The 23,599-nt window shown below is 62.1% G+C and carries 26 protein-coding genes and 1 pseudogene; 21 read left to right on the top strand and 6 right to left on the bottom strand.

Annotated elements, in window-relative coordinates; all coding sequences use genetic code 11:
- Positions 1-17 precede the first annotated feature (17 nt).
- On the bottom strand, positions 18-773 hold the full coding sequence (locus AC0L15_RS17900) for a DUF599 domain-containing protein (protein ID WP_287247749.1): 756 nt from the start codon (positions 771-773) through the stop codon (positions 18-20).
- Between the two features lie 161 nt (positions 774-934).
- Between AC0L15_RS17900 and AC0L15_RS17895 the strand changes: the two genes are divergently transcribed.
- The 4 genes from AC0L15_RS17895 (at position 935) to AC0L15_RS17880 (ending at position 4,417) form a co-directional block, all read left to right on the top strand.
- Positions 935-2,338 (top strand): L-serine ammonia-lyase, encoded by a 1,404-nt coding sequence (locus AC0L15_RS17895; protein ID WP_287247747.1) that lies wholly within the window; start codon positions 935-937, stop codon positions 2,336-2,338.
- A gap of 113 nt (positions 2,339-2,451) precedes the next feature.
- Positions 2,452-2,889, top strand: a complete 438-nt coding sequence (locus tag AC0L15_RS17890) for a DUF1489 family protein (RefSeq protein WP_287247746.1) — start codon at positions 2,452-2,454, stop codon at positions 2,887-2,889.
- A 98-nt stretch (positions 2,890-2,987) separates the two neighbouring features.
- Complete coding sequence (locus tag AC0L15_RS17885; protein ID WP_287247745.1) at positions 2,988-3,719, top strand: vWA domain-containing protein; 732 nt, start codon at positions 2,988-2,990, stop codon at positions 3,717-3,719.
- Positions 3,716-4,417 carry a DnaJ domain-containing protein gene (locus AC0L15_RS17880; protein ID WP_287247742.1) on the top strand — a complete coding sequence of 234 codons (702 nt, stop codon included), beginning with the start codon at positions 3,716-3,718 and terminating at the stop codon, positions 4,415-4,417. Before AC0L15_RS17885 ends, AC0L15_RS17880 begins: the two co-directional genes overlap by 4 nt.
- 44 nt (positions 4,418-4,461) lie before the next feature.
- Here the strand turns inward: AC0L15_RS17880 and AC0L15_RS17875 are convergent, their stop codons facing one another.
- Positions 4,462-5,784: a D-alanyl-D-alanine carboxypeptidase gene (locus AC0L15_RS17875; RefSeq protein WP_287247741.1), complete on the bottom strand. Its 1,323-nt coding sequence runs from the start codon at positions 5,782-5,784 to the stop codon at positions 4,462-4,464.
- On the opposite strand from AC0L15_RS17875, the gene AC0L15_RS17870 reads away from it, so the two are divergent.
- From AC0L15_RS17870 to clpA, 8 genes are all read left to right on the top strand, one after another.
- Entirely contained in the window at positions 5,762-5,887 is a 126-nt protein-coding gene (locus AC0L15_RS17870) for a hypothetical protein (RefSeq protein WP_280809885.1), read from the top strand. The genes AC0L15_RS17875 and AC0L15_RS17870 overlap by 23 nt on opposite strands.
- A 7-nt stretch (positions 5,888-5,894) precedes the next feature.
- Positions 5,895-6,113, top strand: a complete 219-nt coding sequence (locus tag AC0L15_RS17865; protein WP_287247739.1) for a hypothetical protein — start codon at positions 5,895-5,897, stop codon at positions 6,111-6,113.
- A 107-nt stretch (positions 6,114-6,220) separates the two neighbouring features.
- Positions 6,221-6,550, top strand: a complete 330-nt coding sequence (locus AC0L15_RS17860; protein WP_023801209.1) for a phasin family protein — start codon at positions 6,221-6,223, stop codon at positions 6,548-6,550.
- A gap of 147 nt (positions 6,551-6,697) precedes the next feature.
- The gene (locus AC0L15_RS17855) at positions 6,698-7,762 is read left to right on the top strand and encodes an ABC transporter ATP-binding protein (protein WP_473496672.1); all 1,065 of its coding nucleotides are present in this window, start codon (positions 6,698-6,700) and stop codon (positions 7,760-7,762) included.
- A 115-nt stretch (positions 7,763-7,877) separates the two neighbouring features.
- Entirely contained in the window at positions 7,878-8,903 is a 1,026-nt protein-coding gene (locus AC0L15_RS17850; protein WP_287247736.1) for a Fe(3+) ABC transporter substrate-binding protein, read from the top strand.
- On the top strand, positions 8,903-10,624 hold the full coding sequence (locus tag AC0L15_RS17845; RefSeq protein ID WP_473496671.1) for an ABC transporter permease: 1,722 nt from the start codon (positions 8,903-8,905) through the stop codon (positions 10,622-10,624). The genes AC0L15_RS17850 and AC0L15_RS17845 overlap by 1 nt, the downstream gene beginning before the upstream one ends.
- A gap of 348 nt (positions 10,625-10,972) precedes the next feature.
- Positions 10,973-11,299 (top strand): ATP-dependent Clp protease adapter ClpS, encoded by a 327-nt coding sequence (gene clpS / locus AC0L15_RS17840; protein WP_023801212.1) that lies wholly within the window; start codon positions 10,973-10,975, stop codon positions 11,297-11,299.
- A 6-nt stretch (positions 11,300-11,305) separates the two neighbouring features.
- Entirely contained in the window at positions 11,306-13,771 is a 2,466-nt protein-coding gene (clpA, locus tag AC0L15_RS17835) for an ATP-dependent Clp protease ATP-binding subunit ClpA (protein WP_287247732.1), read from the top strand.
- An 84-nt stretch (positions 13,772-13,855) separates the two neighbouring features.
- On the opposite strand, the gene AC0L15_RS17830 is transcribed toward clpA, so the two are convergent.
- The 4 genes from AC0L15_RS17830 to AC0L15_RS17815 form a co-directional block, all read right to left on the bottom strand.
- Entirely contained in the window at positions 13,856-14,290 is a 435-nt protein-coding gene (locus AC0L15_RS17830) for an HIT family protein (RefSeq protein ID WP_287247731.1), read from the bottom strand.
- 118 nt (positions 14,291-14,408) lie between these two features.
- Complete coding sequence (locus AC0L15_RS17825; protein ID WP_287247730.1) at positions 14,409-15,626, bottom strand: GNAT family N-acetyltransferase; 1,218 nt, start codon at positions 15,624-15,626, stop codon at positions 14,409-14,411.
- Positions 15,627-15,667: 41 nt separating this feature from the next.
- On the bottom strand, positions 15,668-16,396 hold the full coding sequence (locus AC0L15_RS17820; protein ID WP_287247729.1) for a glycerophosphodiester phosphodiesterase: 729 nt from the start codon (positions 16,394-16,396) through the stop codon (positions 15,668-15,670).
- A 7-nt stretch (positions 16,397-16,403) separates the two neighbouring features.
- A complete protein-coding gene (locus AC0L15_RS17815) occupies positions 16,404-16,868 on the bottom strand; it encodes a RidA family protein (RefSeq protein ID WP_128183002.1) in 465 nt (154 codons plus the stop codon).
- Positions 16,869-17,006: 138 nt separating this feature from the next.
- On the opposite strand from AC0L15_RS17815, the gene AC0L15_RS17810 reads away from it, so the two are divergent.
- From AC0L15_RS17810 to AC0L15_RS17770, 9 genes and pseudogenes are all read left to right on the top strand, one after another.
- Positions 17,007-17,834, top strand: a complete 828-nt coding sequence (locus AC0L15_RS17810; RefSeq protein ID WP_287234024.1) for a cell envelope integrity EipB family protein — start codon at positions 17,007-17,009, stop codon at positions 17,832-17,834.
- Between the two features lie 99 nt (positions 17,835-17,933).
- Positions 17,934-19,232: a hypothetical protein gene (locus AC0L15_RS17805; protein WP_287247728.1), complete on the top strand. Its 1,299-nt coding sequence runs from the start codon at positions 17,934-17,936 to the stop codon at positions 19,230-19,232.
- A gap of 101 nt (positions 19,233-19,333) precedes the next feature.
- Positions 19,334-19,612, top strand: a complete 279-nt coding sequence (locus AC0L15_RS17800; protein ID WP_128182997.1) for a DUF4031 domain-containing protein — start codon at positions 19,334-19,336, stop codon at positions 19,610-19,612.
- Entirely contained in the window at positions 19,609-20,034 is a 426-nt protein-coding gene (locus AC0L15_RS17795; RefSeq protein WP_287247727.1) for a LysE family translocator, read from the top strand. Before AC0L15_RS17800 ends, AC0L15_RS17795 begins: the two co-directional genes overlap by 4 nt.
- Complete coding sequence (locus AC0L15_RS17790) at positions 20,031-20,219, top strand: LysE family translocator (RefSeq protein ID WP_287247726.1); 189 nt, start codon at positions 20,031-20,033, stop codon at positions 20,217-20,219. The genes AC0L15_RS17795 and AC0L15_RS17790 overlap by 4 nt, the downstream gene beginning before the upstream one ends.
- 177 nt (positions 20,220-20,396) lie before the next feature.
- Positions 20,397-21,194, top strand: a complete 798-nt coding sequence (gene rpsB / locus AC0L15_RS17785) for a 30S ribosomal protein S2 (protein ID WP_287247725.1) — start codon at positions 20,397-20,399, stop codon at positions 21,192-21,194.
- A gap of 117 nt (positions 21,195-21,311) precedes the next feature.
- Positions 21,312-22,235: a translation elongation factor Ts gene (gene tsf / locus AC0L15_RS17780; protein WP_287247724.1), complete on the top strand. Its 924-nt coding sequence runs from the start codon at positions 21,312-21,314 to the stop codon at positions 22,233-22,235.
- A 314-nt stretch (positions 22,236-22,549) separates the two neighbouring features.
- On the top strand, positions 22,550-23,272 hold the full coding sequence (pyrH, locus tag AC0L15_RS17775; RefSeq protein ID WP_023801221.1) for a UMP kinase: 723 nt from the start codon (positions 22,550-22,552) through the stop codon (positions 23,270-23,272).
- A gap of 123 nt (positions 23,273-23,395) precedes the next feature.
- Positions 23,396-23,599, top strand: a pseudogene (locus AC0L15_RS17770) (hypothetical protein); the annotation flags it as partial.

Genomic DNA, 23,599 nt, shown 5'->3' with positions numbered 1-23,599 from the left:
GCGGTGAGGGACGCCGCCTACCGGCTGTCGGGCCGCGTCGATCGGCTTTTTCCCGGACCGGGTGTCGGCTCGGGCGGCTGACCGATCACGGCTTGCCGCGCCGCCGAGAAGAACTGGCGACGCACCAGAACCGCGAGCAACAGCAGCGTCGACAGCACGAACACTTTTGGGTCGACGAACCAGCCGAGATAGCCGATCGAGAAGAACACGCCGCGCATGCCGGAATTGAAATGTTTTCCGGCCAGCATGTTCATCCGCGCCGCCCGCCATACCGCCGTCTCGCTGACCGGGTTGCGTGAAGCCTCGCCGTGCGGGATCGGCACCGCACCGATCAGAATCGAGCAATAGTTGAACAGCCGGTAGGCCCAGCCGAACTTGAAAAAGGAATAGGCAAGGATCAGCACCAATCCGAACACCTTCATCTGAAAGGCGGAGCGGGACGACGTCGCGCCGAGCGGCAGGTCGCTCAGCACCGAAACAACCTGATCGGAGGCGCCGAGCAGGGCAAAACAGCCGCCGATCGCAATCAGCGAACTGGAGGCGAAGAAGGCGGTTCCCTGTTGAAGGCCGGCCATGATGGCGGTGTCGACAATGCGGACCTCGCGTTCGGCCATGTTCCGCATCCAGGCTTGACGCTGGACGTTCATCGCCGTCGTCAGCGACATGCGCCTGACCAGCTTTCCGTCGGCGGCGAGCGTATGCATCACCCACACGAAAACGAAGAAACCCAGCGCAACGAGGTCTGCCGTCGACAAATGGAAGGAATCGCCCATGCAACCCTCTTACCACATGCGGTGGCGGCGCTTCGATGTCGGAACGTAACGATGTCGCTGCCGGAGCAAACAAGGTCGGCAGGTGCAGCGCCGCAATCTTCGAAAGAGCGGAAACATCACAGGAATTCCTATATGTAAATTCCAATAGGAGAGAGCGGCGCGTGTTCCTTTCGGTTTTCGACCTGTTCAAGATCGGCATTGGACCATCGAGTTCGCACACGATGGGACCGATGACGGCTGCGCGGCGCTTTCTCGACGAGGTCGCGGGAGATGACTGGCCACGCCCGGCCGGCGCCAAGGTCGACCGCATCGCCGCCAGTCTGCACGGCTCGCTTGCCTATACCGGCATCGGCCATGGTTCAGATCGCGCCGTCGTGCTCGGGCTTGCCGGCCAGACGCCGCAGACGGTAGACCCCGATCAGGCGGACAGCATTGTCGACCGTATCGCCGCCGAGAAGCGGATTTCGCCGCCCGGCCATCCATCTTATCGCTTCGACCCGGCCACGGATCTGGTGCTGGATCGCAAGACGCCGCTTTCCGGCCACGCCAACGGCATGGCTTTCTCTGCCTATGATGCCGACGACCGCCTGCTGCTCAAGCGTATCTACTATTCGATCGGCGGCGGCTTCGTGGTTTCCGAAGAAGAGCTGCAGCGGATGAAGGCGAAGGGCTCGGTGACGAGCGAAGGCAAGAAGGTTCCATACCCCTTCAAGAACGCTGTCGAGATGCTGTCGATGGCCGCGAAAAGCGGTCTTTCCATCGCCGACATGAAGCGCGTCAATGAAGAGACGCAGATGTCGCGCGAGGAGCTCGACGCCGGTCTCGACGGCATCTGGAGAGCCATGAAGAGCTGTATCGAGCGCGGCCTGTCGCAGGACGGCATCATGCCGGGCGGCCTGAAGGTGCGCCGACGTGCGCGTCAGTTGCATGACAAGCTGCAGGAGCAGTGGCGGCAGAACCGGCCCAATCCGCTGCTCGCCAACGACTGGCTGTCGATCTATGCCATGGCGGTAAACGAGGAGAACGCCGCCGGCGGGCGCGTCGTCACCGCGCCGACCAATGGTGCTGCAGGCACGCTGCCGGCGGTGCTGCGCTACTGGCTGCATTTCCACCCCGAGGCCGACCAGCCAAGCATCCGCGATTTCCTGCTGACGGCGGCAGCGATCGGCGGCATCATCAAGACCAACGCTTCGATCTCGGGCGCCGAGGTCGGCTGCCAGGGTGAGGTCGGTTCGGCCTCGGCGATGGCGGCAGCGGGGCTGTGCGCCGTGATGGGCGGCACGCCCGAGCAAGTCGAGAACGCCGCCGAGATCGCGCTCGAGCATCATCTCGGCATGACCTGCGATCCGGTCGGCGGGCTGGTGCAGGTGCCTTGCATCGAGCGCAACGCGCTCGGCGCCGTCAAGGCGGTGACTGCCGCGTCGCTGGCCATCAAGGGCGACGGCGTTCATTTCGTGCCGCTCGATGCCGCAATCGAGACCATGCGCCAGACCGGCCTCGACATGAACGAGAAATACAAGGAAACCAGTCTCGGCGGACTGGCCGTCAATATCGTGGAATGCTGAGCCAAGCCTTGCACTGTGGATTGGCGCCGTGGAGAACAGCGGAAAAGTCGGCACTGTGGAGAAAGTCGATTGGGCCAGTTGACGCCTTCGCGCGCCGGACTAAACCTTGATCCATGTCCCTCAATCTCATAAAGCTCTGCGTTGGCTGCGACAGCGTCGAAGATCTCGAAGAGTGGATCGCCTTCCGCCTCGACGAACGACGGCGCGCCGGTGAACCGGTCGAGCACTACCACACCACCCGCATGACCCCGACGCGCGGCGCCGAGGTCACCGATGGCGGTTCCCTCTACTGGGTGATCAAGGGCAATGTGCAATGCCGCCAGTTGATCATCGAAATCCGTCCTTTCACCGATGACGAGGGTATCGGCCGCTGTCACCTGATCCTCGATCCCGCGGTCGTGCTGACTGAATGGCAGCCGCGCCGCGCCTTTCAGGGCTGGCGTTATTTGAAACCGTCGGACGCGCCGGCCGATCTCTCCAGGAGCAAAGCGGGATTGGTCGAAATGCCGCCGAAACTCAGGCGCGAGCTTGCCGATCTCGGCCTTCTCTAGGAAGACCCCAAAATTCAAAGCTGCGGGTGGTCGCCGGCCCTCCAGATCGCCTCATGCTGGGCTTGCAAGCTGTGTGACAACGCCACATCTTGAATGTCATGAGCGACAAGAAGCAGCCCGTGCCCGCAAAGGCCAATCCTGCGCCGGTCGAATCCCAATCGAGCAGCGGCGAGATCGATGCGTTTATCCGTCAGGCAAGGACGCTGGCTGCGTCCGCGACCGGTACTGGCAGGCTGATCCTTTCCCTCGACGCGACGATGAGCCGCCAGCCGACCTGGGATCTCGCCTGTGCGCTGCAGGGCGAGATGTTCGACGCCGTCGGCAAGGCCGGGGCGCTCAAGGTCCAACTGGTCTATTTTCGCGGTTTTGGCGAGTGCCGCTCATCCGCATTCGTCACCGATACGAACTCGCTGAAGCAGCTGATGACGCGGATCGAATGCCGTAGCGGCCACACCCAGATCGGCAAGGTGCTCGCCCATGCGCTGAAACAGACGGCGGCGGCCAAGGTCAACGCGCTGGTCTATATCGGCGATGCGATGGAAGAAAATATCGACGATCTGGCGGAAAAGGCCGGCAGCCTCGGCCTGCACGGCGTTCCTGTCTTCGTCTTTCAGGAGGGCCATGATGCCGGCGCGGAAAAGGCGTTCAAGGAAATTGCGCGGCTGTCCAAAGGCGCCTGGTTCCGCTTTGACCGGCGGGCAGCAGCAACCTTGGCCAGCCTGCTATCGGCGGTCGCGGTGTTTGCAACCGGCGGGCTGAAGGCTCTGGAGGCCAGGGGCAGGCCGGAAGACCGGCTGATGATCGAGCATCTGCGGAGCGGCAGGAAATGATGGGCGCGACTATCGCATTCGTGGCGTTGCTTTTGGTGCTGCTCGGCGTGGCCATGGTGTTTCTGCGCGCCGACCCCGCGAAACTCGCAAGCTGGATGAGGACGCTTGGGCCAGTCCTGCTGGCGCTGATCGGCGTCGCCGCGCTTCTGGTTGGACGCGCAGGCATCGGCGGCTTGATCCTGTCGACGGCGCTCGCCTGGTATGGCTCGATGCGGATGAAGCGGCCGACGGCGAAACTGGAGCCGGGCAAGTATTCGACGGTGCGCACCGCGGCCCTCGAAATGGAGCTTGATCACGATACCGGCAATCTGGAGGGGCTCGTGCTCGCCGGCCGCCACGAAGGCAAGATGCTAGGCACGATGAGCCTTGCGGAATTGCAGCAGCTTTATCGCGAACTCCCCGGCGACCCGGAGAGCCGCCAGCTGCTAGAGACGTATCTTGACGGCAGATTTCCCATCTGGCGCAAAGACGCGGAGGCGAATGGTGGCGACGGGCTGGGTGTTTCGCCAGGTTCGGGCGCCATGACTAAGGAGGAGGCCTACAAGATCCTTGGTCTTGAAGCGGGGGCCGCCGCGGCGGATGTCCGCAAGGCGCACCGCCGCCTGATGCAGCGCCTGCACCCCGATCTCGGCGGCACTTCGTTTCTGGCGGCGCGGATCAACGAAGCCAAGGACGTCTTGCTCTCCAATCACAATTAGTCTCCTTCGACGCAGAATTCTTCCGGGAGATGTTTCGACGCCGCCTACTGGTGGACGGCGTAGCACTCGATTTTCTTTTTCTTCAGGGCGTTGCAGGCTTTCGAGGCGGCAGTCTTCGAGCCAAAGCCGAACCGGGCGCGGTAGTAGGTGACGCCGCCCTTCTCGAAGGCGACGGTGAAGCCCACAGCATCGGCCAGGACCGAAGCCGCCTGTTTGCTCGTCTCGTCCAGGAGAGCCTGGGCTTCGGACTGTTTTGGCGAAGAGGCGACCTGGACTGCCCAGCCGGACGGCACCGATGCCGTGTTGACGGGATCGACCGTTGCCGGTTCGCCATAGGCTGCTGCGACCCGTGCGGTCGCCACATCGTCCGCCGTAGCCGCGGCCACTGTTTCGACCTTCCTGGTCTGGGAGACGGGCCTGGTCTCAACGACGGGGGTGGCTTCTTCAACGACGGGCTCGGTTTCCTCCACCAGGGAGGCAATGGCATCGCCGTCCGGGGCCTCGTTGTACGCCGCATCGTCGTCCGGCCTGCTGTCCGGCGTCGGCGCGTCGCGCTTGGGCAGGAATACTTTCGCCAGCGCGGTGATCGGGTTGCCACCACTGGCCTTGGCGATCAGCATGCCGCTGCCGCGCGACGACGCCTTCGGCAGGTAGGTTTTGATCAATGCGGCCATCTGGTTGTCGCGGCTGCCGCCGGATTTCCCGCCTATGACCACCGCGACGATGCGGCGATCGCCGTCGTCGACCGAGGAAACGAGATTGTAGCCGGAGGCGCGGGTGTAGCCAGTCTTGATGCCATCGACGCCCTTGATGCGTCCAAGCAGGCGGTTGTGGCCATTGATGCGCCTGCGGCCGTAGAGAAAGGAACGCTGCGAGAAATAGCTGTAATACTGGGGAAAATGCTCCCGCAGCGCGATGCCGAGCACCGCCATGTCGCGCGCAGTGGTGAACTGACCGGGATTTGGCAAGCCGTGGGCGTTGCGGAAAACAGTCCCCTTCATGCCCAGGGCCCGCGCCTTGGCCGTCATCATGTGGGCGAAATTGGCTTCATTGCCGCCGAGAAGTTCGCCGATTGCGGTTGCCGAGTCGTTTGCCGACTTGGTCACCATCGACAGGATCGCGGTCTCGACCGTGATCGCGCCGCCCCGTTTGACGCCGAGTTTGGTCGGCGGTTCGGCAGCGGCATTGGCCGAGAAGACGACCCGGGAGTTCTTGCCGATCTTGCCGTTCGCCATGGCCTCGAAGGCCAGGTAAAGCGTCATCATCTTGGTGAGCGAGGCAGGATAGCGTCGGCCATCGGCATTCGAAGAGTAAAGCACCTTGCCGGTCTTGGCGTCGATGACGATGGCCGCCGACCTCGCCGCCATGGACGAAGCAGCTCCGGCCACGACGAATGTCATCGCCAAAGCGAGGATCATGATCGTTTTCAAGGAGGACGCGGATTTGGAGAGAATGCCCGACAACGCCTGACGCACCGATGGTTCCTTTGAATTTTGTTGCGGTGGAGGCGGCAAAGGGGTCCTGCCTCACTTCAAGCCAAGCTATCGCGGCCAGCGTTACCAATCCGTTTATGGTAACCGCGGCGTTCACCATTTTCTTCGAGCTTGAGCTTTTCTTTATTCGAATCTTAGCCATTTCCCGACGGTTGCGCCGATCTGCTGGCCGGATGGCACTTGGTGAAACCCAGAGTCGGTGAAACCTTGACTTTTGTGCAGTGCACAATATATTACTTGCATTGCACAACGCGGCCCCGAGAAAAGGCCGCGTCTACCGCTCAAGGACAACTGGCAAGGGATTGCGTGAATGACCCAGACCTATGAAGATTTCAGCAAATACGGCAAGGAGTTTGCGGATAGCGGCTTGAAGAGCTTCGCATCCCTTTCCAAGGGCGCGCAGGCCATCGCCACCGAGGCGGGCGAGTACACTAAGAAAAGCTTCGAGGCCGGCAGCGCAGCAGCCGAGAAACTTTTGTCGGCCAAGTCGCTGGAGAAGGCGATCGAGATCCAGTCCGATTTTGCCAGGCAGTCGTACGAAGCCTTCGTCACCGAAGCCACCAAGATCGGTGACCTCTATGCCGAACTCGCCAAGGAAGCCTACAAGCCGTTCGAATCGATCGTCGCAAAGGCGAAATAATCTCGCTACAAGATGTGAACACGGCCCTTGGGCCAGCAAGACGGACCCGGTCGCGAACGTGCGGCCGGGTTTTTTCATGGCAATTAAGTTTCCAGCCGATCGACGCTGATCTAAACAGCTATGAGCCAGCGTGTCGGAGGGCGAATGATGCATGGGTCGATAAATGATGCCGGCGCTCCGCTAACGCTGGAACACATCAGCCGATGCTTCGGCGACACCCAGGCGCTGGATGACGTTTCGCTGTCGATTGCGCCTGGAGAGATCGTCTGCCTGGTCGGCCAGTCCGGTTGCGGCAAATCCTCGCTTTTGCGGATCATTGCAGGCGTCGATACTGCGGACAGCGGAAGAATTCTGCTCAATGGCACTGAGATCGCGGGCGCGAACAGCTTTGTCGAGCCCGAAGACCGCAACATCGGATTCATGTTCCAGGATTATGCCCTGTTCCCGCACCTGACCGTCGAGGAGAACGTGGCCTTCGGCCTCAAGCGGCTGTCGCGGCGCGAGGCGAGCGCCCGTGCGGCCGAGGTGATCGCCCGAATCGGCATCCAGGCGCTTTCCGGCCGTTACCCACACACGCTTTCAGGTGGCGAGCAGCAGCGAGTCGCACTGGCGCGGGCGCTTGCCCCAAAACCCGTCATCCTGCTGATGGACGAGCCTTTCTCGAACCTTGATCGTGGCCTGCGGGAGCGGGTGCGCGAGGAGACCATTTCAACGTTGAGAGCCTTGGGGACGACGGCGATCCTCGTCACGCACGACCCGGAGGAGGCCCTTTCCGTCGGTGACCGGGTTGTGCTGATGCAGGAGGGGCGGGTTGTGCAGGTCGGGACGGGCTACGATATCTATGATCATCCCAACTCACTCTACGCCGCCGAATTCTTGTGCCCGTGCAACAGGGTAGAGGGCATCTACCGCGATGGCCGGGTCGAAACGGTGCTGGGCACCTTTCCAGCCCGGCTCGATCTTCCGGAAGGCGGCAAGGCGTTTGCCTGCATCCGCCCGCAGGCTGTCTGCCTTTCAGGTTCCGACGAAGGTCTGCCGGCGCTTGTCGTCAACCGCTCTTTTCTGGGTGAGATCGAACAATTGCTGGTCAGGATCGAGGGCGTTGCTGACCTCTTGCGCTTGCGCACCACCAGCCGGATCGATGTAAGGCCGGGTGAGCCGATCCATCTGACCATAGATCCAGGCGGCGTGCTGATATTCGCTGCGGCATAAGTCGCAAGCGCTTTGGTCGCAAAGTAACTTGACTAAATTAGTCACATATGATCGAGCAATTCGCGGGCCGTCAATCAATGACGGCCGCACCAATCAATTTATGGAGGACCGCTTCATGAAGAGCCTTTCCACATTGCGACTCGCCCTGATGGGCGGCGTCTTCGCCCTCGCTGGCGGGGCCAGCGCCATGGCGGCCGAACTGAACATCTACACCACGCGTGAGCCTGGGCTGATCCAGCCGCTGCTTGACGCCTTCACCGCCTCGAGCGGCGTCAAGGTCAATACAGTCTTTATGAAAGATGGTCTGGCGGAGCGTGTGGCCTCGGAAGGGGAAAGTTCACCTGCCGATATTCTCATGACGGTCGATGTCGGCAACCTCGCCGACCTGGCCGAAAAGGGCCTGACGCAGCCGGTCGAGTCCGATGTTCTGAAAGCCGCGGTCCCGGACAACCTGCGTGACCCGGCCAACAACTGGTTTGCTCTGTCGATGCGGGCCCGCGTACTCTACGCGGCCAAGGATCTCGATCTTGCCGCGTTCAACTACGAGGACCTGTCCGATCCAAAATGGAAGGGCAAGGTCTGCATCCGGTCCGGCCAGCATCCCTACAACACCGCTCTTTTCGCCGATTACATCGCACATCACGGCGCCGAGGCGACGGAAGCATGGCTTGCCGCCGTCAAGGGGAATCTCGCCCGCAAGGCGGGCGGCGGCGACCGCGATGTGGCCAAGGACATCCTCGGCGGCATTTGCCAGATAGGCATCGCCAATTCCTACTACGTCGGACTGATGCGCTCCGGCAAGGGCGGTGAGGAGCAGGTCGCCTGGGGCGACGCGATCAAGGTCGTCCTGCCAGCGTTCAAGGATGGCGGCACGCAGGTCAACGTCAGCGGCGCGGCCGTCGCAAAGCATGCGCCGAACAAGGGTGAGGCGGTCAAGCTGCTGGAATATCTGGTCTCCGACGACGCCCAGACACTCTATGCCAAGGCAAATTTCGAATACCCGGTCAAGGCCGGCGCTCCGATCGACCCGATCATCGCCTCGTTCGGCGCGTTGAAAGTCGATCCCGTGCCGATGACGGAAATCGTCAAGCATCGCAAGCAGGCAAGCGAACTGGCCGAGAAGGTCGGCTTCGACAACTGATGGGCGATCCGGGCGTGGGCAGTGCTGCGCCCGGTGATCTCCCGATGTCGGATGTCGACCTGCGAAGAGCCTCCACTGTGAAGGTCGCCCGGTACTGGTCCGGGCGACTGTGGTTCATGGCGACCGTGCTTGTCGCTGTGCTGGTGGCGACTCCGGTTCTCGCCCTTATCTGGCAGGCGCTGCGGGGATCGAGCGGGCTCTGGCCGCATCTCCTCGCCTATGTGCTGCCACAGGCCTTCCAGCAGACCACGGCGCTACTCGTCGGCGTCGGTGTCCTCGTCACGCTTCTTGGCACCTCGACGGCCTGGCTTGTCACCGCCTATGACTTTCCCGGCCGCAGGTTTCTCGAATGGGCGCTGCTCCTCCCGCTCGCGGTGCCGACCTACATAATCGCCTACGTCTATCTCGATCTTCTCCATCCGATCGGCTTGGTCCAGGGTGCGCTCAGAGTGGCACTTGGCTTCACGAGCCCACACGAATTCCGCCTTCCCGACATCCGGTCGATGGCCGGCTGCATCGTGCTGCTCGGCTTCGTGCTCTACCCCTATGTGTACCTGACGACGCGGGCGATGTTTCTCACCCAGGCGGCCAATCTGGTCGAGGTGTCGCGCACGCTTGGAAGTGGCAAAGGCGGCGTCTTCTGGCGCGTTGCGCTGCCGCTGGCGCGTCCGGCGATCGCCGTCGGCGTCAGCCTCGCGCTGATGGAGGCGCTGAACGACATCGGTGCCTCGGAGTTCCTGGGCGTGAAGACACTGACGGTCTCGGTCTACACGACATGGGTGACGCGGTCCGACCTGCCGGGCGCGGCGCAGATTGCGCTCGCCATGCTGTCATTGGTGCTCGCGCTCGTCACCATCGAGCGTTGGGCGCGCCGTCGTCAGCGTTATTGGTCGAGCGCACAAAAGGCGCGGAGTTTCACACCGCATCGACTCGGCACCGTTTCCGGCCTGATGGTTTTTGCGCTCGGCCTTTTGCCGGTGTTCATCGGGTTCATTGCCCCGGCGAGCTATCTTGCCGTCGAGGCGTGGAAGCGCGTCCGTTTCGCAGGACTGTCGCCCCGGCTCTTGTCGGAAACGCTCAACACCGTCACCTTGTCGGCCATGGCTACGCTCGCAATCCTGCTCTTCGGCGTGGTCATCGCCTATACGGCGCGCTCGCTTCCCGGCCGTGTCACGGCGGCTTTGCAGCGGATTTCCACGGTCGGCTATGCGATGCCCGGCACCGTGGTGGCCATCGGAATATTGTTGCCCGTCGCGGCCCTCGATCAGATGATCGACCGAACCGCGCTCGCATGGCTGGGCGCGCCAACCGGCCTGCTGCTGATCGGGTCGGGAGCAGCGCTCGGCTACGCCTATGTCGCACGCTTCCTGGCGATTGCGGTCGGATCGGTCGAGGCGGGCTTCAGCCGCATTCCGCGCTCGTTCGATCACGCCGCGCGCAGCCTCGGCCAGAATGTGACTGGCACATTCCGGCATATTCATCTGCCGCTTTCGAAACCGTCGCTCGTCGCTGCGGGCTTGCTCGTGTTTGTCGATTGCATGAAGGAGTTGCCGGCGACGCTTCTGTTGAGGCCGCTTAATTTCGAGACCTTGGCGACGCATCTCTACGGCGAGGCGGCGCGCGGGACCTACGAGGAAGCCTCGATCGCGGCACTTGCCATAGTTCTCGTCGGCATCTTGCCTGTCGCTGTTCTCGCTCGTGTTGGACGATGGAAATCCTGAGTGTGTCCGGCCTAAACAGACTCGCTGGCACCTAAAGCGCATCTGAAGGGTTCATGCGACTCCAGGTTATTCATATGCATGTTGTTTCGTTAGCTGACGCATCTACGATAAACCGTAAGTGCTCCACGCCTATCGGATCGTGCCGATGCCCTCGATTTTGAAATCAGGGGCTCTGCTGCCTTCACGATTTCGAAAAATCGGTCAAGTTTGGCCACCTAGCCATATTGTCAGCTAAACAGAAGGGCTTAAAATCGTTCATCGAAGACCTACATGTCGAACTCATATGGGGATTCGAAAAGGCAGGGTTACGTGACGACAGGTTTGACTGCCACAACAGATGTGGTGCGGATGCAAAACGGCAGCGACGGCAACGAGACCGGTCGCGGCACGGCCGTCATCACGCGCACCAAAACCAAGACCAAGAAGCCTAGCCTTTATCGGGTCCTCATTCTCAACGACGACTACACACCCATGGAATTCGTGGTTCACGTGCTGGAGCGCTTTTTCCAGAAGGACCGTGAAGCCGCCACACGCATCATGCTTCATGTTCACAATCATGGAGTGGGCGAGTGCGGGGTCTATACATTCGAGGTGGCCGAGACCAAAGTGTCTCAGGTCATGGATTTCGCCCGACAGAATCAGCATCCGCTGCAATGCGTGATGGAGAAGAAGTGAGGTAACATGCCGGCTTTCTCCCAAGGCCTGGAAAAGGCGCTTCACCAGGCGCTGACGCTCGCCAATGAGCGGCACCACGAATACGCAACCCTTGAGCATTTGCTGCTCGCGCTCATCGACGACACCGAGGCGGCCGCGGTCATGCGCGCCTGCAACGTCGATCTCGACGAGTTGAAGCATACGGTTCTCACCTACATCGACACTGAGCTCGACAATCTCGTTACCGGCTATGACGAGGATTCCAAGCCGACGGCCGGTTTCCAGCGCGTCATCCAGCGTGCGGTGATCCATGTGCAGTCGTCCGGCCGCGAGGAAGTCTCCGGCGCCAACGTGCTCGTTGCCATCTTCGCCGAGCGCGAGAGCCATGCCGCCTATTTCCTGCAAGAGCAGCAGATGACCCGCTACGACGCGGTCAATTACATCTCGCATGGAATCGCCAAGCGCCCCGGCGCATCCGAGACGCGGTCGCCGCGCGGCGCCGATGACGAGCAGGGCCAGAGCGGCGCCGAGCCGCAAGAGGACAGCGGCAAGAAAAAGCAGCAGCAGGACGCGCTGACCGCCTATTGCGTCAATCTGAACAACAAGGCCAAGGCCGGCAAGATCGATCCGCTGATCGGCCGCGAGTCCGAGATCAACCGCACCATCCAGGTGCTGTGCCGCCGTTCCAAGAACAATCCGCTCTACGTCGGCGACCCCGGCGTCGGCAAGACGGCGATCGCCGAGGGCCTCGCCAAGCGCATCGTCGAGGGCGACGTGCCGGAAGTGCTGCACAACGCCACCATCTTCGCGCTCGACATGGGTACATTGCTGGCCGGCACCCGCTATCGCGGTGATTTCGAGGAGCGGCTGAAGCAGGTCGTCAAGGAGCTCGAGGATTATCCGGGCGCGGTTCTGTTCATCGACGAGATCCACACCGTGATCGGGGCAGGAGCGACGTCTGGCGGCGCCATGGATGCGTCGAACCTGTTGAAGCCGGCGCTGTCGTCCGGAACAATCCGCTGCATCGGCTCGACCACCTACAAGGAGTTCCGCCAGTTCTTCGAGAAGGACCGCGCCTTGGTGCGGCGCTTCCAGAAGATCGACGTCAACGAACCGACCATCGAGGACGCCATCGAGATCATGAAGGGTCTCAAGCCGTATTTCGAGGAGTTCCACAAGGTTCGCTACACGGCTGAGGCGATCAAAGCTTCGGTCGAACTGTCGGCGCGCTACATCAACGACCGCAAGCTGCCGGACAAGGCGATCGACGTGATCGACGAGACCGGCGCCTCGCAAATGCTGGTGCCGGAGGCCAAGCGCAAGAAGACCATCGGCATCAAGGAGATCGAGGCGACGATCGCCACCATCGCCCGCATTCCGCCGAAGACGGTTTCCGCCGACGACGAGAAGGTGCTGGCCGGTCTCGACATCGAGCTGAAGCGCGTCGTCTACGGTCAGGACACCGCGATCACGGCTTTGACCTCGGCGATCAAGCTGGCGCGGGCCGGCCTGCGCGAACCGGAGAAGCCGATTGGCTCCTACCTGTTCTCGGGGCCGACCGGCGTCGGCAAGACCGAAGTGGCAAAGCAGCTTGCGGCCTCGCTCGGTGTCGAGCTGATCCGCTTTGACATGTCCGAATATATGGAACGCCACACCGTCTCACGGCTGATCGGTGCGCCTCCCGGCTATGTCGGCTTCGACCAGGGCGGCCTGTTGACCGACGGCGTCGACCAGCATCCGCATTGCGTGCTGTTGCTGGACGAGGTCGAGAAGGCGCATCCGGATCTGTTCAACATCCTGTTGCAGGTCATGGACCATGGCAAGCTGACCGACCACAACGGCAAGCAGATCGACTTCCGCAATGTCATCCTGATCATGACCACTAATGCGGGCGCCTCGGATGCGCAGCGCGCGGCTATCGGTTTCGGCTCGACCAAGCGCGAAGGCGACGATGTCGAGGCGATCAACCGGCTGTTCACGCCGGAGTTCCGCAACCGTCTCGATGCGATCATCCCGTTCGGCTCGCTGCCGGTGCCGGTCATCCACCAGGTGGTGCAGAAGTTCGTCATGCAGCTCGAGGCCCAGCTCTCCGAGCGTGGCGTCACCTTCGACCTGTCGCAGGAGGCGATCGCCTGGCTGGCCGAGAAGGGCTATGACGAGCGCATGGGAGCACGGCCGCTCGGCCGCGTCATCCAGGAGCACATCAAAAAGCCGCTGGCCGACGAGGTGCTGTTCGGCAAGCTCAAGAAGGGCGGCACGGTGCGTGTCACCGTCGAAAAGAAAGAGACCGGCGAAACCGGGCTGAAGCTCGAGTCACTCGCCGACGAGGCGCCGGTCAAGCCGAAGAAGGAAGAACCGGACGACACGCCGAAGCCCAGGAAAGCTGCCGGCAAGAAGCCGGCCGCGAAAAAGGCGGTCGCGCAGAAGGCGGAGCCCAAGGGCAAGGATGGCAGCAAGCGCAGTCTGGTGCCGCAACTGCCCCGCAAGGGATGATGGCCTGAAAGCTAAAAAAGCCCCGGAAACGGGGCTTTTTTGCTTCGAGGGGCTGGTGGATGGCCGGATGCGCGACGCCCGGCGTCAGTTTGCCAGCGCCGTCCGTATCTTGCCAGCGTTCTCAGCCAACACTTCCGGCTTCTCCATCTGCCCACTATGCGGCTTCAAAGGAATGCCCTCGAAGCGTGGAATGACGTGGACATGGAGGTGGTAGACGGTCTGGCCCGAAGCGGGTTCGTTGAACTGCAGGATGGTGACGCCATCGGCGCCGAAGGCCCTCTTCACCGCCACCGCCACCTTTTGCACGATGGCGAAGAGTGGGCCGAATGTTGCCGGATCCGCGTCAAGCAGGTTGCGCGACGGCGCCTTCGGCACAACCAGCGTATGACCCGGCCCTTGCGGCATCACATCCATGAAGGCGACAACCGCGTCATCTTCATAGACGCGATGCGACGGGATTTCACCGCGCAGGATTTTCGCGAAGATATTGTTGCTGTCGTAGGTGGTTTTTTCGGCCATGGCGTGCGCTCCGGATTGTGCCTTGCTCCTACCGCATCGACCCGACAATCGGAATCGATCTTCGGAAACTACGATGCTTTCGAGCGTGCTTTGTGCGTCCAATTGGACGCACATCGCTCTAATCGTCCGCCAGATCCTTGCGGAACGGGGTGTGCTCTTCGAGATAGCCGGCCATCCGCTCCACTTCGCGGCGCTCGCGCCTGAGATAGTCGGCGACCGCGTTACGCAAGCCGGGATGCGCAATGTAATGCGCCGAATGCGTGGTCACCGGCCTGTAGCCGCGCGCCAGCTTGTGCTCGCCTTGTGCGCCGGCTTCGACCACCTTCAGCTTACGGTCGATGGCGAAGTCGATCGCCTGGTGATAGCAGACCTCGAAATGCAGGAAAGGGTGGTCCTCGATGCAGCCCCAGTTGCGCCCGTAGAGCGCATCGGAACCGATGAAATTGATGGCACCGGCAATGTAGCGTCCATTGCGCCTGGCCATCACCAGCAGGATGTCGTCGGCCATGCGCTCGCCGATCATCGAGAAAAACGCGCGGCTGAGATAGGGCCGCCCCCATTTCCTGCTCCCGGTATCCATGTAGAAGGCAAAGAAGTCGTCCCAGATCCTTTCGGTCAGGTCCTTGCCGGTCAGCCAGTCGATCGAGATGCCGTGAGCGAGCGCCTCGCGCCGCTCCTTCCTCATCGCCTTGCGCTTGCGCGATGCCAGCGTGGCGAGAAAATCGTCGTAGGTCGAATAACCCTCATTGAAGAAGTGGAACTGCTGGTCGGTGCGGTGCAAAAAACCCGACGCTTCCAGCGCCTCGACATCCCTCGGCTGCGCGAAGGTCACGTGCGCGGAGGAAACGCCGAGTTTTTCCGTCACCGCCTTCAGGCCGGCCGCCAGGCCGGCCTTCACGGCGCGACTGTCCTCGCCCTTGTTGACCAGCAGGCGAGGGCCGGTGACCGGCGTGAACGGCACGGCGCATTGCAGTTTAGGATAGTAACGCCCGCCGGCGCGCTCGAACGCGTCCGACCAGCCGTGATCGAAGACATATTCGCCCTGGCTGTGCGATTTCAGGTAGCAGGGAATGGCACCGAGCAGCTTTCCCTGCGCTGTCTCGAGCCTGAGATGATGGCCCTGCCAGCCGCTACGCCGAACGGCGCAGCCGGAATCCTCAAGCGCGCTCAGAAAAGCGAATGAAACGAGTGGGTTGTATCCGTTTTCTGTATCGCCGCGTGAGGTCCCGCCGAGGCCATCCCATTCGGCGCAGGTGAAGGCTCCGATGCCGGAGGCAACCCGGATCGCATACGCTCCATTCGCCGTTTGCCCGTCGCCTTCACCGCCTTGATCCATGAGGCCTATTTAAGCTCCGTGCCGGTCCATGCAAGCTCAGTTCAAGCGACCTGCACAAGATCCGGCTCAAATCCTTCGAACGTCATCTGGTCGGCATATCTGAAGGTCAGGTCGACCGCCGGTTGGTCGAGCACGGTCCAGGTGATGACCGGCATTTTGAGCCTTTCGCGCACGAAACTGACAAACTGGTTCGGCAGGTCACCGGCGGCGTAGGAGGCGAAGGCGATGTCGTGCGCCAGCATGGCGAAATGCGCCTCGATCAGCTTGACTTCGTTGCCATAAGCGGTCAGCCCGCCCGGAATGCCGGGCGCGTGTTTTGGGAAGTCGCGGATCAGCCAGTGGTCGAACGACATGATCGCCGCCTTGCCCCTGTAGTTCTTGAGCATCTTGCCGACGATTTCCACCAAGCCTTCGTCACGGCCGGGAACCCCTTTCAACTCGACGACCACCGGCACGCGACCATCGACCAGGTCGAGGGCATGCTGCAGCGTCGGCAGACGATCTGATGTGCCGCCGATCTTGAGGGCCGTCATTTCTGCTGCCGTTCGCTGCCATACGAAACCGTCCTGGCCGGTCAGCCGCTTCAGATCGCCATCGTGGATGATCACCGGGATGCGGTCTGACGACAGATGCACATCGCATTCGATCGCATAGCCGCGTTCAGCCGCAGCGGCAAAGGCGGAAAGTGTGTTCTCCCAGCGCGTCTTGTTCATGTCGTGGAGGCCGCGATGGGCAATGGGTCGGGCGGTCAGCCAGGAAAGGTCGGTCATGCCGGGCTCATTCGACTTCGAAGATGGCTTCGATTTCCACTGCGGCATTAAGCGGCAGGGAGGCGGCACCGACGGCGGCGCGGGCATGCTTGCCGGGATCGCCGAGCACTGCAACCAGTAGATCCGAGGCGCCGTTGGCAACCAGGTGCTGCTCGAAAAAATCCGGCGCCGAGGCGACGAAGACGGTGATCTTCACCACACGGCGGATTTTCTCGAGATCGCCAAGTGCTGCCTTGGCCTGCGCCAATATGTTGATCGCGCAGTATTTTGCCGCTTCCTGGCCGATTGCGATGTCGACATCACGGCCGAGCAGGCCACTCGCCTGCAGCTTGCCCTCGCTGAGCGGCAGCTGTCCGGCGATGAACAGCAGATTGCCTGATCTGCAATAGGGCACGTAGTTGGCGGCGGGCGCGGCAGCGACCGGAAGCGTCACGCCGAGATCGCTTAGCCGCTTTTCGATTGTTTCACTCATGGTATTTCCCTATTGCTTGATGACGCTGCGCAGGCCGGGCCGAAATTGCAATTTTTGCCTCGCTTCCGCCACGACTTTTTTTAAGCTGGACCCTCTTTCCCTGCGGCCTGCCATCAGGCGCGATGATCGGAGCCCCTCATGCGCGCAACACGCCTCGCATTCCACGCTGTCCTGCTGCCAGCGGTGTTCTCGATGGCGCCGGCTTTTGCCGTACCGGCGCTGCAGGCACATCGCGCGGTTTACGATCTGACCCTGGACAAGGCCTCCGACCGCTCCGGCATCACCGGCATTTCCGGCCGCATGGTCTATGAGTTCAACGGCTCGCCTTGCGAAGGCTATACGGTGAAGTTCCGTTTCGTCACCCAGATCGTCACCAACGAGAATACAAGGCTGACCGACCAGCAGACGACCACTTTCGAGGACGCCGAAGGCAAGACCTTCTCGTTCGTGACAAAATCCTTCGTCGACCAGACTCTGGACAAGGAGGTCAAGGGCACCGCGACGAAGGAGACGAAGGGCCTCAAGGTCGACATCGACAAGCCGGAGCAGAGCAGCGTCGAACTGCCGGCCACACAGTTTCCGACACAGCATCTGGTCGAACTGATCGACAAGGCCGAAAAGGGCGAAAATTTCTACGAAACCAACCTGTTCGACGGTTCGGAAGATGCCAACAAGGTGATGACCACCACCGTCGTCGTCGGCAAGAAAGCCGATGCCGACAAGACCGATCCGGAAGTGCCGGCACTGGCAAAACTCGCCACCGACAAATACTGGCCAGTCGACATCGCCTATTTCGACAGCACCGACAAGTCAGGCGAGGAGGTGCCGGAATACCGGATCAGCTTCAAGCTGCATGAGAACGGCATCACGCGCGACCTCCTCATGGACTACAACGACTTCTCGATGACCGGCAAGCTGGTCAATCTTTCGCTGTTCGATCAGACGAAACCCTGTCCGCCGAAATAGAGCCTTGGGTTAGCCACGCCCGCAAGGCGGCGGTGAATGACTTGAACACGCCGCAATTGCATTTCAACCTCTACGCCGAGGGATCGGTCGGGGGGTGGGTTGAGCAAAATCGATGTGTTCGTGGCGCCGACGCCCAATCCGGCGCTGATCAGGATCATGACTGTCGTCAACCGGGTCGTCATGCTGCGTGGCATTCCCGGATTTCGCGACCTGTTGCCGTTCAACCGCGTGGCCGGATTGCGCGGTGTCGCCAATGTCCGCCATATCGACTTTCCCGACGACGACCGGCAGCGGCTGAAGGCCTGTTGCGGCGCAGGCAAGGCAACGTTCATCACGCCCAACCATCCGGAATTCTTCACCGACTGGATGATCGACAAGGAGATCGTCTCGAGGGTCAGTCCGCTCGCGGCATCCTGGGCCACGCATGGCGTCGTCAACGGCCTCGGCCGGATCATGCAGAAATTCTGGCTGGCCAACAATCTGATCGCCCAGATACCCGGCAACAGCGGCGCTGCCAAGGAACACTCGATCGCCTGGGCGCTGAAAGGGCATGGCGTTCTCTTGCATCCCGAAGGCGGCGTCGGCTGGCATGGCAATGTCGTCGCTCCGCTTCTTCCGGGGGCGGTCGAGATGGGGTTCGAAGCGCTCAAGCGCGGTCGCGTCACGGATCAGGATTTCAAAGTCTGGATCGCGCCGGTCGTCTGGAAGCTCGCCTTCACCAAAAATGTCGAGCCGGCGCTGGCGCAGGAATGCGCCTATGTCGAGAAAAGCCTGAAGATTGAGCGTCGTGCCGCCGATACGCTGCCGGAGCGCGTCCACCATATCTATGCGACGCTGCTGTCGCGCGATGAGATTGCCTGCGGCATGGCGCACGACGAACGGGCTTCGTATGCCGCGCGTCAGAAGCAATTGCTGCTCGAATTGAGCCGGCGCCTGGGGGAGGGTATATCGGCCGATCCCCGCGCCAGCGAGATCGCCGAGCTTTTGCGCCGGGCGCGCCACTGGCTGCGGGAAGGCACCGGCGACGCCGAGCGACAAAAACAGATCCGCTCGCTGGCGGACACGATCCAGCGTCTCCAACGCGTCGGACCGTGGGCCTCAGCCAATCCGCGCATTGCGCAAGAGGAGATCGCAGAGCATCTGAAGCGTATCCGCAACGATTATTGCAAGGGCACGCTGCGCGACACGGTCAATTGCTTCGTGCCGCAACCGGCCGGGCCGCGCTGCGCGCATATCCGGGTGCCGGAGCCGTTGGGATTGCACGCCTTTCCGGGCTCTATCGACGATGCCCTCGCCGAATTGCACCGGCGCATGCAGGAGACCATCTCCACGACCGTGGCCGAACTCGAAGCCGCCGGCAGCTTCATTTTCTATCCGAATCCCTTCTATCATCGCTAGGATTGGCATCTCTAGCATTGGCATCGCCAACGTTGGATCTCGGCTGCGGGTGAGCTGCGGCTCCGCTGGTCGGCGCAAGATGAAGGAGTGCGGCAAGCCTCATGGCGGTCTATGTCGACGCGGCGATCTGGAAATGGGTCGGCCACCGCTGGTGTCACCTGCTGGCCGACGATACCGACGAGCTGCATCGTTTTGCAGCACAGCTCGGCATCAAGCGCTCGTCCTATCAGGGGCCGCCGAAGACATCGGCGCCGCATTATGACATAACCGGCTTCGAGCGCGACCGCGCGGTGCGGCTAGGCGCCGTCGAATGCAGCCGCGAGGAGATCGTTGCTGTTTTCCGGCGGGTCCGCGTGCCGAAGGGGAAGATACGATCATGACGTTGACGGCATTTCTGGCTTACTGCGCTGCGATCACATTCGCCGCCGCCACGCCTGGCCCGGCGGTATTCACGGTCATTGCCAACGGCGTTTCGCGCGGGTTCGTTCGCGCGTTCCTGGCTGGCCTCGGTATCGCTGCCGGCGACGCGGTGCTGGTGACTTTGGCGCTGCTCGGTCTCGTGGCACTGGCACAGACCTTCGAATGGGTTTTTCTCATCCTGAAATATGCGGGTGCAGCCTATCTGATGTTTCTTGGCGTCAGGATGTGGAGATCGGCTTCCGCGCGATCGAATGGACTGGAGGTTACGCAGGCAAGACTGTCTCGATCGTTTTACCTCGGCATCTCCATCGCATTGGGCAATCCCAAGGCGATCCTGTTCCACGCCTCCATCATGCCGTTGATCCTCGATCTCATGCAATGAACTTCGCTGAGGGGCTGCTCGTGGTTACGGTCGTGATCGGCGTCAACATTATCACTATGGGCGTCTATGCGGTGCTTGCCGGGCAGGCTTCGGGCTGGTTCAAGACGCCAAGGCGGATGCGCTTGATGAACAGGTTTGCCGGCGGCGCCATGATCGGCACCGGTGCGCTGATCGTCGCACGCTGAGCCGCAAGACACCGCAGCGCTTGCGTTTGCCGCGCATCCCCTCTATATGCGCGCTCATTCCACACACGGACTTTGGTGTCTGCCCGGGAGAAATCCGGCTGAAACCTCCGGTGGCGTTCGAGGACAAAGTCCAGAAATGCCTGTGTCCGTGGAGGCTAACCGGAAAAGGACATAACAATGGCTCTGCCTGATTTCAGCATGCGCCAGCTTTTGGAAGCTGGCATTCACTTCGGCCACCAGACCCACCGCTGGAACCCGAAGATGGCGCCCTATATCTATGGCGCCCGCAACAACATCCACATCATCGACCTCTCGCAGACGGTGCCGCTGCTGCACCAGGCGCTGAAGCAGGTTTCCGACACCGTCGCCAAGGGTGGCCGCGTGCTGTTCGTCGGCACCAAGCGCCAGGCGTCCGACATCGTCGCCGACGCCGCACAGCGCTCGGCCCAGTACTATGTCAACTCCCGCTGGCTCGGCGGCATGATGACCAACTGGAAGACGATCTCGAACTCCATCCAGCGCCTGCGCAAGCTTGACGAGATGCTGGCTGGCGAGGCCCAGGGGCTCACCAAGAAGGAGCGCCTCAACCTCGACCGCGAGCGCGAAAAGCTCGACAAGGCGCTGGGCGGCATCAAGGACATGGGCTCGACGCCAGACCTGATGTTCGTGATCGACACCAACAAGGAAGCGATCGCCATCCTCGAGGCCAAGCGTCTCGGCATCCCGGTCGTCGCCATCATCGATTCCAACTGCGACCCGGACAAGATCGACTTCCCGATTCCGGGCAATGACGACGCGGCCCGCGCCATCCAGCTCTATTGTGATCTGATCGCCAAGGCTGCAATCGACGGCATTGCTCGCCAGCAGGGCGCGCTTGGCGTCGACGTCGGCGCTTTGGCCGAGGCTCCGATCGAGCCGGCACTCGAGCCGACGCCGGCCGCCGAGACACCGACCGCCCAGACACCGGAAGCGTAACAGCGAAGGCCGGTTTCGGCCTTCATCTTTCTCATATTTTGGCGCGCTGAGCGCTGGCGCCAGGCGCATCATCGAGGACCGGTGGTGCGTCGGTGCATTTTAAACGAAGAGGCGACAATGAGCATTTCGGCTGCACAGGTCAAAGAACTCCGCGACTTGACCGGCGCGGGCATGATGGACTGCAAGATGGCGTTGAACGAGACCAACGGCAACATGGAAGAGGCCGTCGACTGGCTGCGCAAGAAGGGCATCTCCAAGGCCGACAAGAAGGCCGGCCGTACCGCGGCCGAAGGGCTCATCGGCGTCGATTCCGGCGTGCGTGAGGCGGCGGTCGTCGAGGTCAATTCCGAGACCGACTTCGTTGCCCGCAACGCTGCCTTCCAGGAGATCGTCGCCAATGTCGCCAAGGTGGCGCTCGCCTATGGCGGCAAGACCGAGGCCGTTGCAGCCGCCCCGTATCCGGGTTCCGACAAGTCGGTTGCCGACACCATCAAGGACGCTGTCGGCACCATTGGCGAGAATCTTGGCTTCCGCCGTTCGGCCAAGCTTACCGTCGAGCAGGGCGCCGTCGCAACCTACGTCCACAATGCGGTTGCCGACGGCCTTGGTAAGCTCGGCGTGCTGGTCGCCATCGAGACGTCAGGCAACGCGCAGGCCGCCAACGCGTTTGCGCGTCAGGTCGCCATGCATGTCGCCGCCACCAACCCGATGGCGCTGACCGCGGAAGAACTCGACCCGGCGGCGGTCGAGCGCGAGAAGGCGATCTTCGCCGACCAGGCGCGCCAGTCCGGCAAGCCGGAAGCGATTATCGAGAAGATGGTCGAGGGCCGCCTGCGCAAGTTCTACGAAGAGGTCGTGCTGCTCAGGCAGGCTTTCGTGCTCAATCCCGACATCACCGTCGAGAAGGCGCTGCAGGATGCCGAGAAGGAAATCGACGCACCGGCCAAGATCACTGCCTATCTGCGCTTCGCGCTCGGCGAGGGCATCGAGAAGGACGAGACCGATTTTGCGGCGGAAGTCGCGGCGGCGGTCAAGAAGTAAAACGCACTCTATCTTTCTGAAAGACTTTACGGCCGAGTGTCCGCGAGGATGCTCGGCCGATTTCTTGCGCGGTATCGATGAAGGCCAGGCGTCGGCGACAGGCCGGCTGGCTATCATGCCCGGATCTGCTCATGCAAGGATCTGCACGCACAAGTTGCATTTGCCGGTGTAAGCCAATGGCTGGAAGAGCGTTTGCCGGTTCCGGCGCCGCGTGACATCGCAGCGCCCTTCGTGTATCGGAACGCCAATGTTTCGGGGCAGCGCCTGCGCGGGAAGCCGCCCCGGCGCGTCACACGCATAATGATGAGGACCAGATGACGGTGAAGCCCCTCTACCGACGTGTCTTGCTGAAAGCGTCGGGCGAAGCGCTGATGGGTGAGCAGCATTTCGGCATCGACGTGTCGGTGGTCGATCGCATTGCCGCCGACATCGCCGAGGCCCGCACCCTGGGCATCGAGGTTGGGGTTGTCATTGGCGGCGGCAACATCTTTCGCGGCGTCGCCGTTGCCTCCAAGGGCGGCGATCGCGTCACCGGCGACCACATGGGCATGCTCGCCACCGTCATCAACTCGCTGGCGCTGCGCACCTCGTTGAACAAGATCGGGGTCGACGCGGTGGTGCTGTCTGCAATCGCCATGCCTGAGCTTTGCGAGAGCTTTTCGCAGCGCCAGGCGACCGCCTACATGAACCAGGGCAAGGTCGTCATCTTTGCCGGCGGCACCGGCAATCCGTTCTTCACCACCGATTCGGCGGCGGCGCTGCGCGCGGCGGAAATCGGCGCCGATGCGCTGTTCAAGGGCACTCAGGTCGATGGCGTCTATTCCGCCGATCCCAAGAAGGACCCGCATGCGACCCGCTTCGAGCGCATCAGCCATGGCGAAGTCATAAAACGCGGTCTTTCGATCATGGATACGGCCGCGATTGCACTTGCGCGCGAAAACAACATCCCGATAATCGTCTATTCGATCCACGAGAAGGGTGGTTTCGGTGATATTCTGAGGGGCGGCGGGCGTTGCACGGTCGTCACGGACGACTGATCAGGAGCCCGATGCCGAACCGAAGGTTTTTCCGTAGGCGAAAAACGGGAACCGGTTTTCGGATCGAGGCTTGAATACGGGTTACCCTGAAGTGAACCCGGCTAACGGGTCGAGGAGACGATGATGAGTGGCGAATACGATGATCTCAAACGGCGCATGGACGGGGCGATCGCTGCGTTCAAGCACGATCTGGCTTCGCTGCGGACCGGCCGCGGGGGGGGGGGGGGGGGGGGGGGGGGGGGGGGGGGGGGGGGGGGGGGGGCGGGGGGGGGCCGGCCGGGGCGGGGGCGGGGGGGGGGGGGGGGGGGGCGGGGGGGCGGGGGGGGG

Source organism: Mesorhizobium sp. WSM4846, from assembly GCF_055811415.1.
Note: the sequence above shows the minus strand (reverse complement) of the source record. Positions and strands in the feature narration are given on the sequence as shown.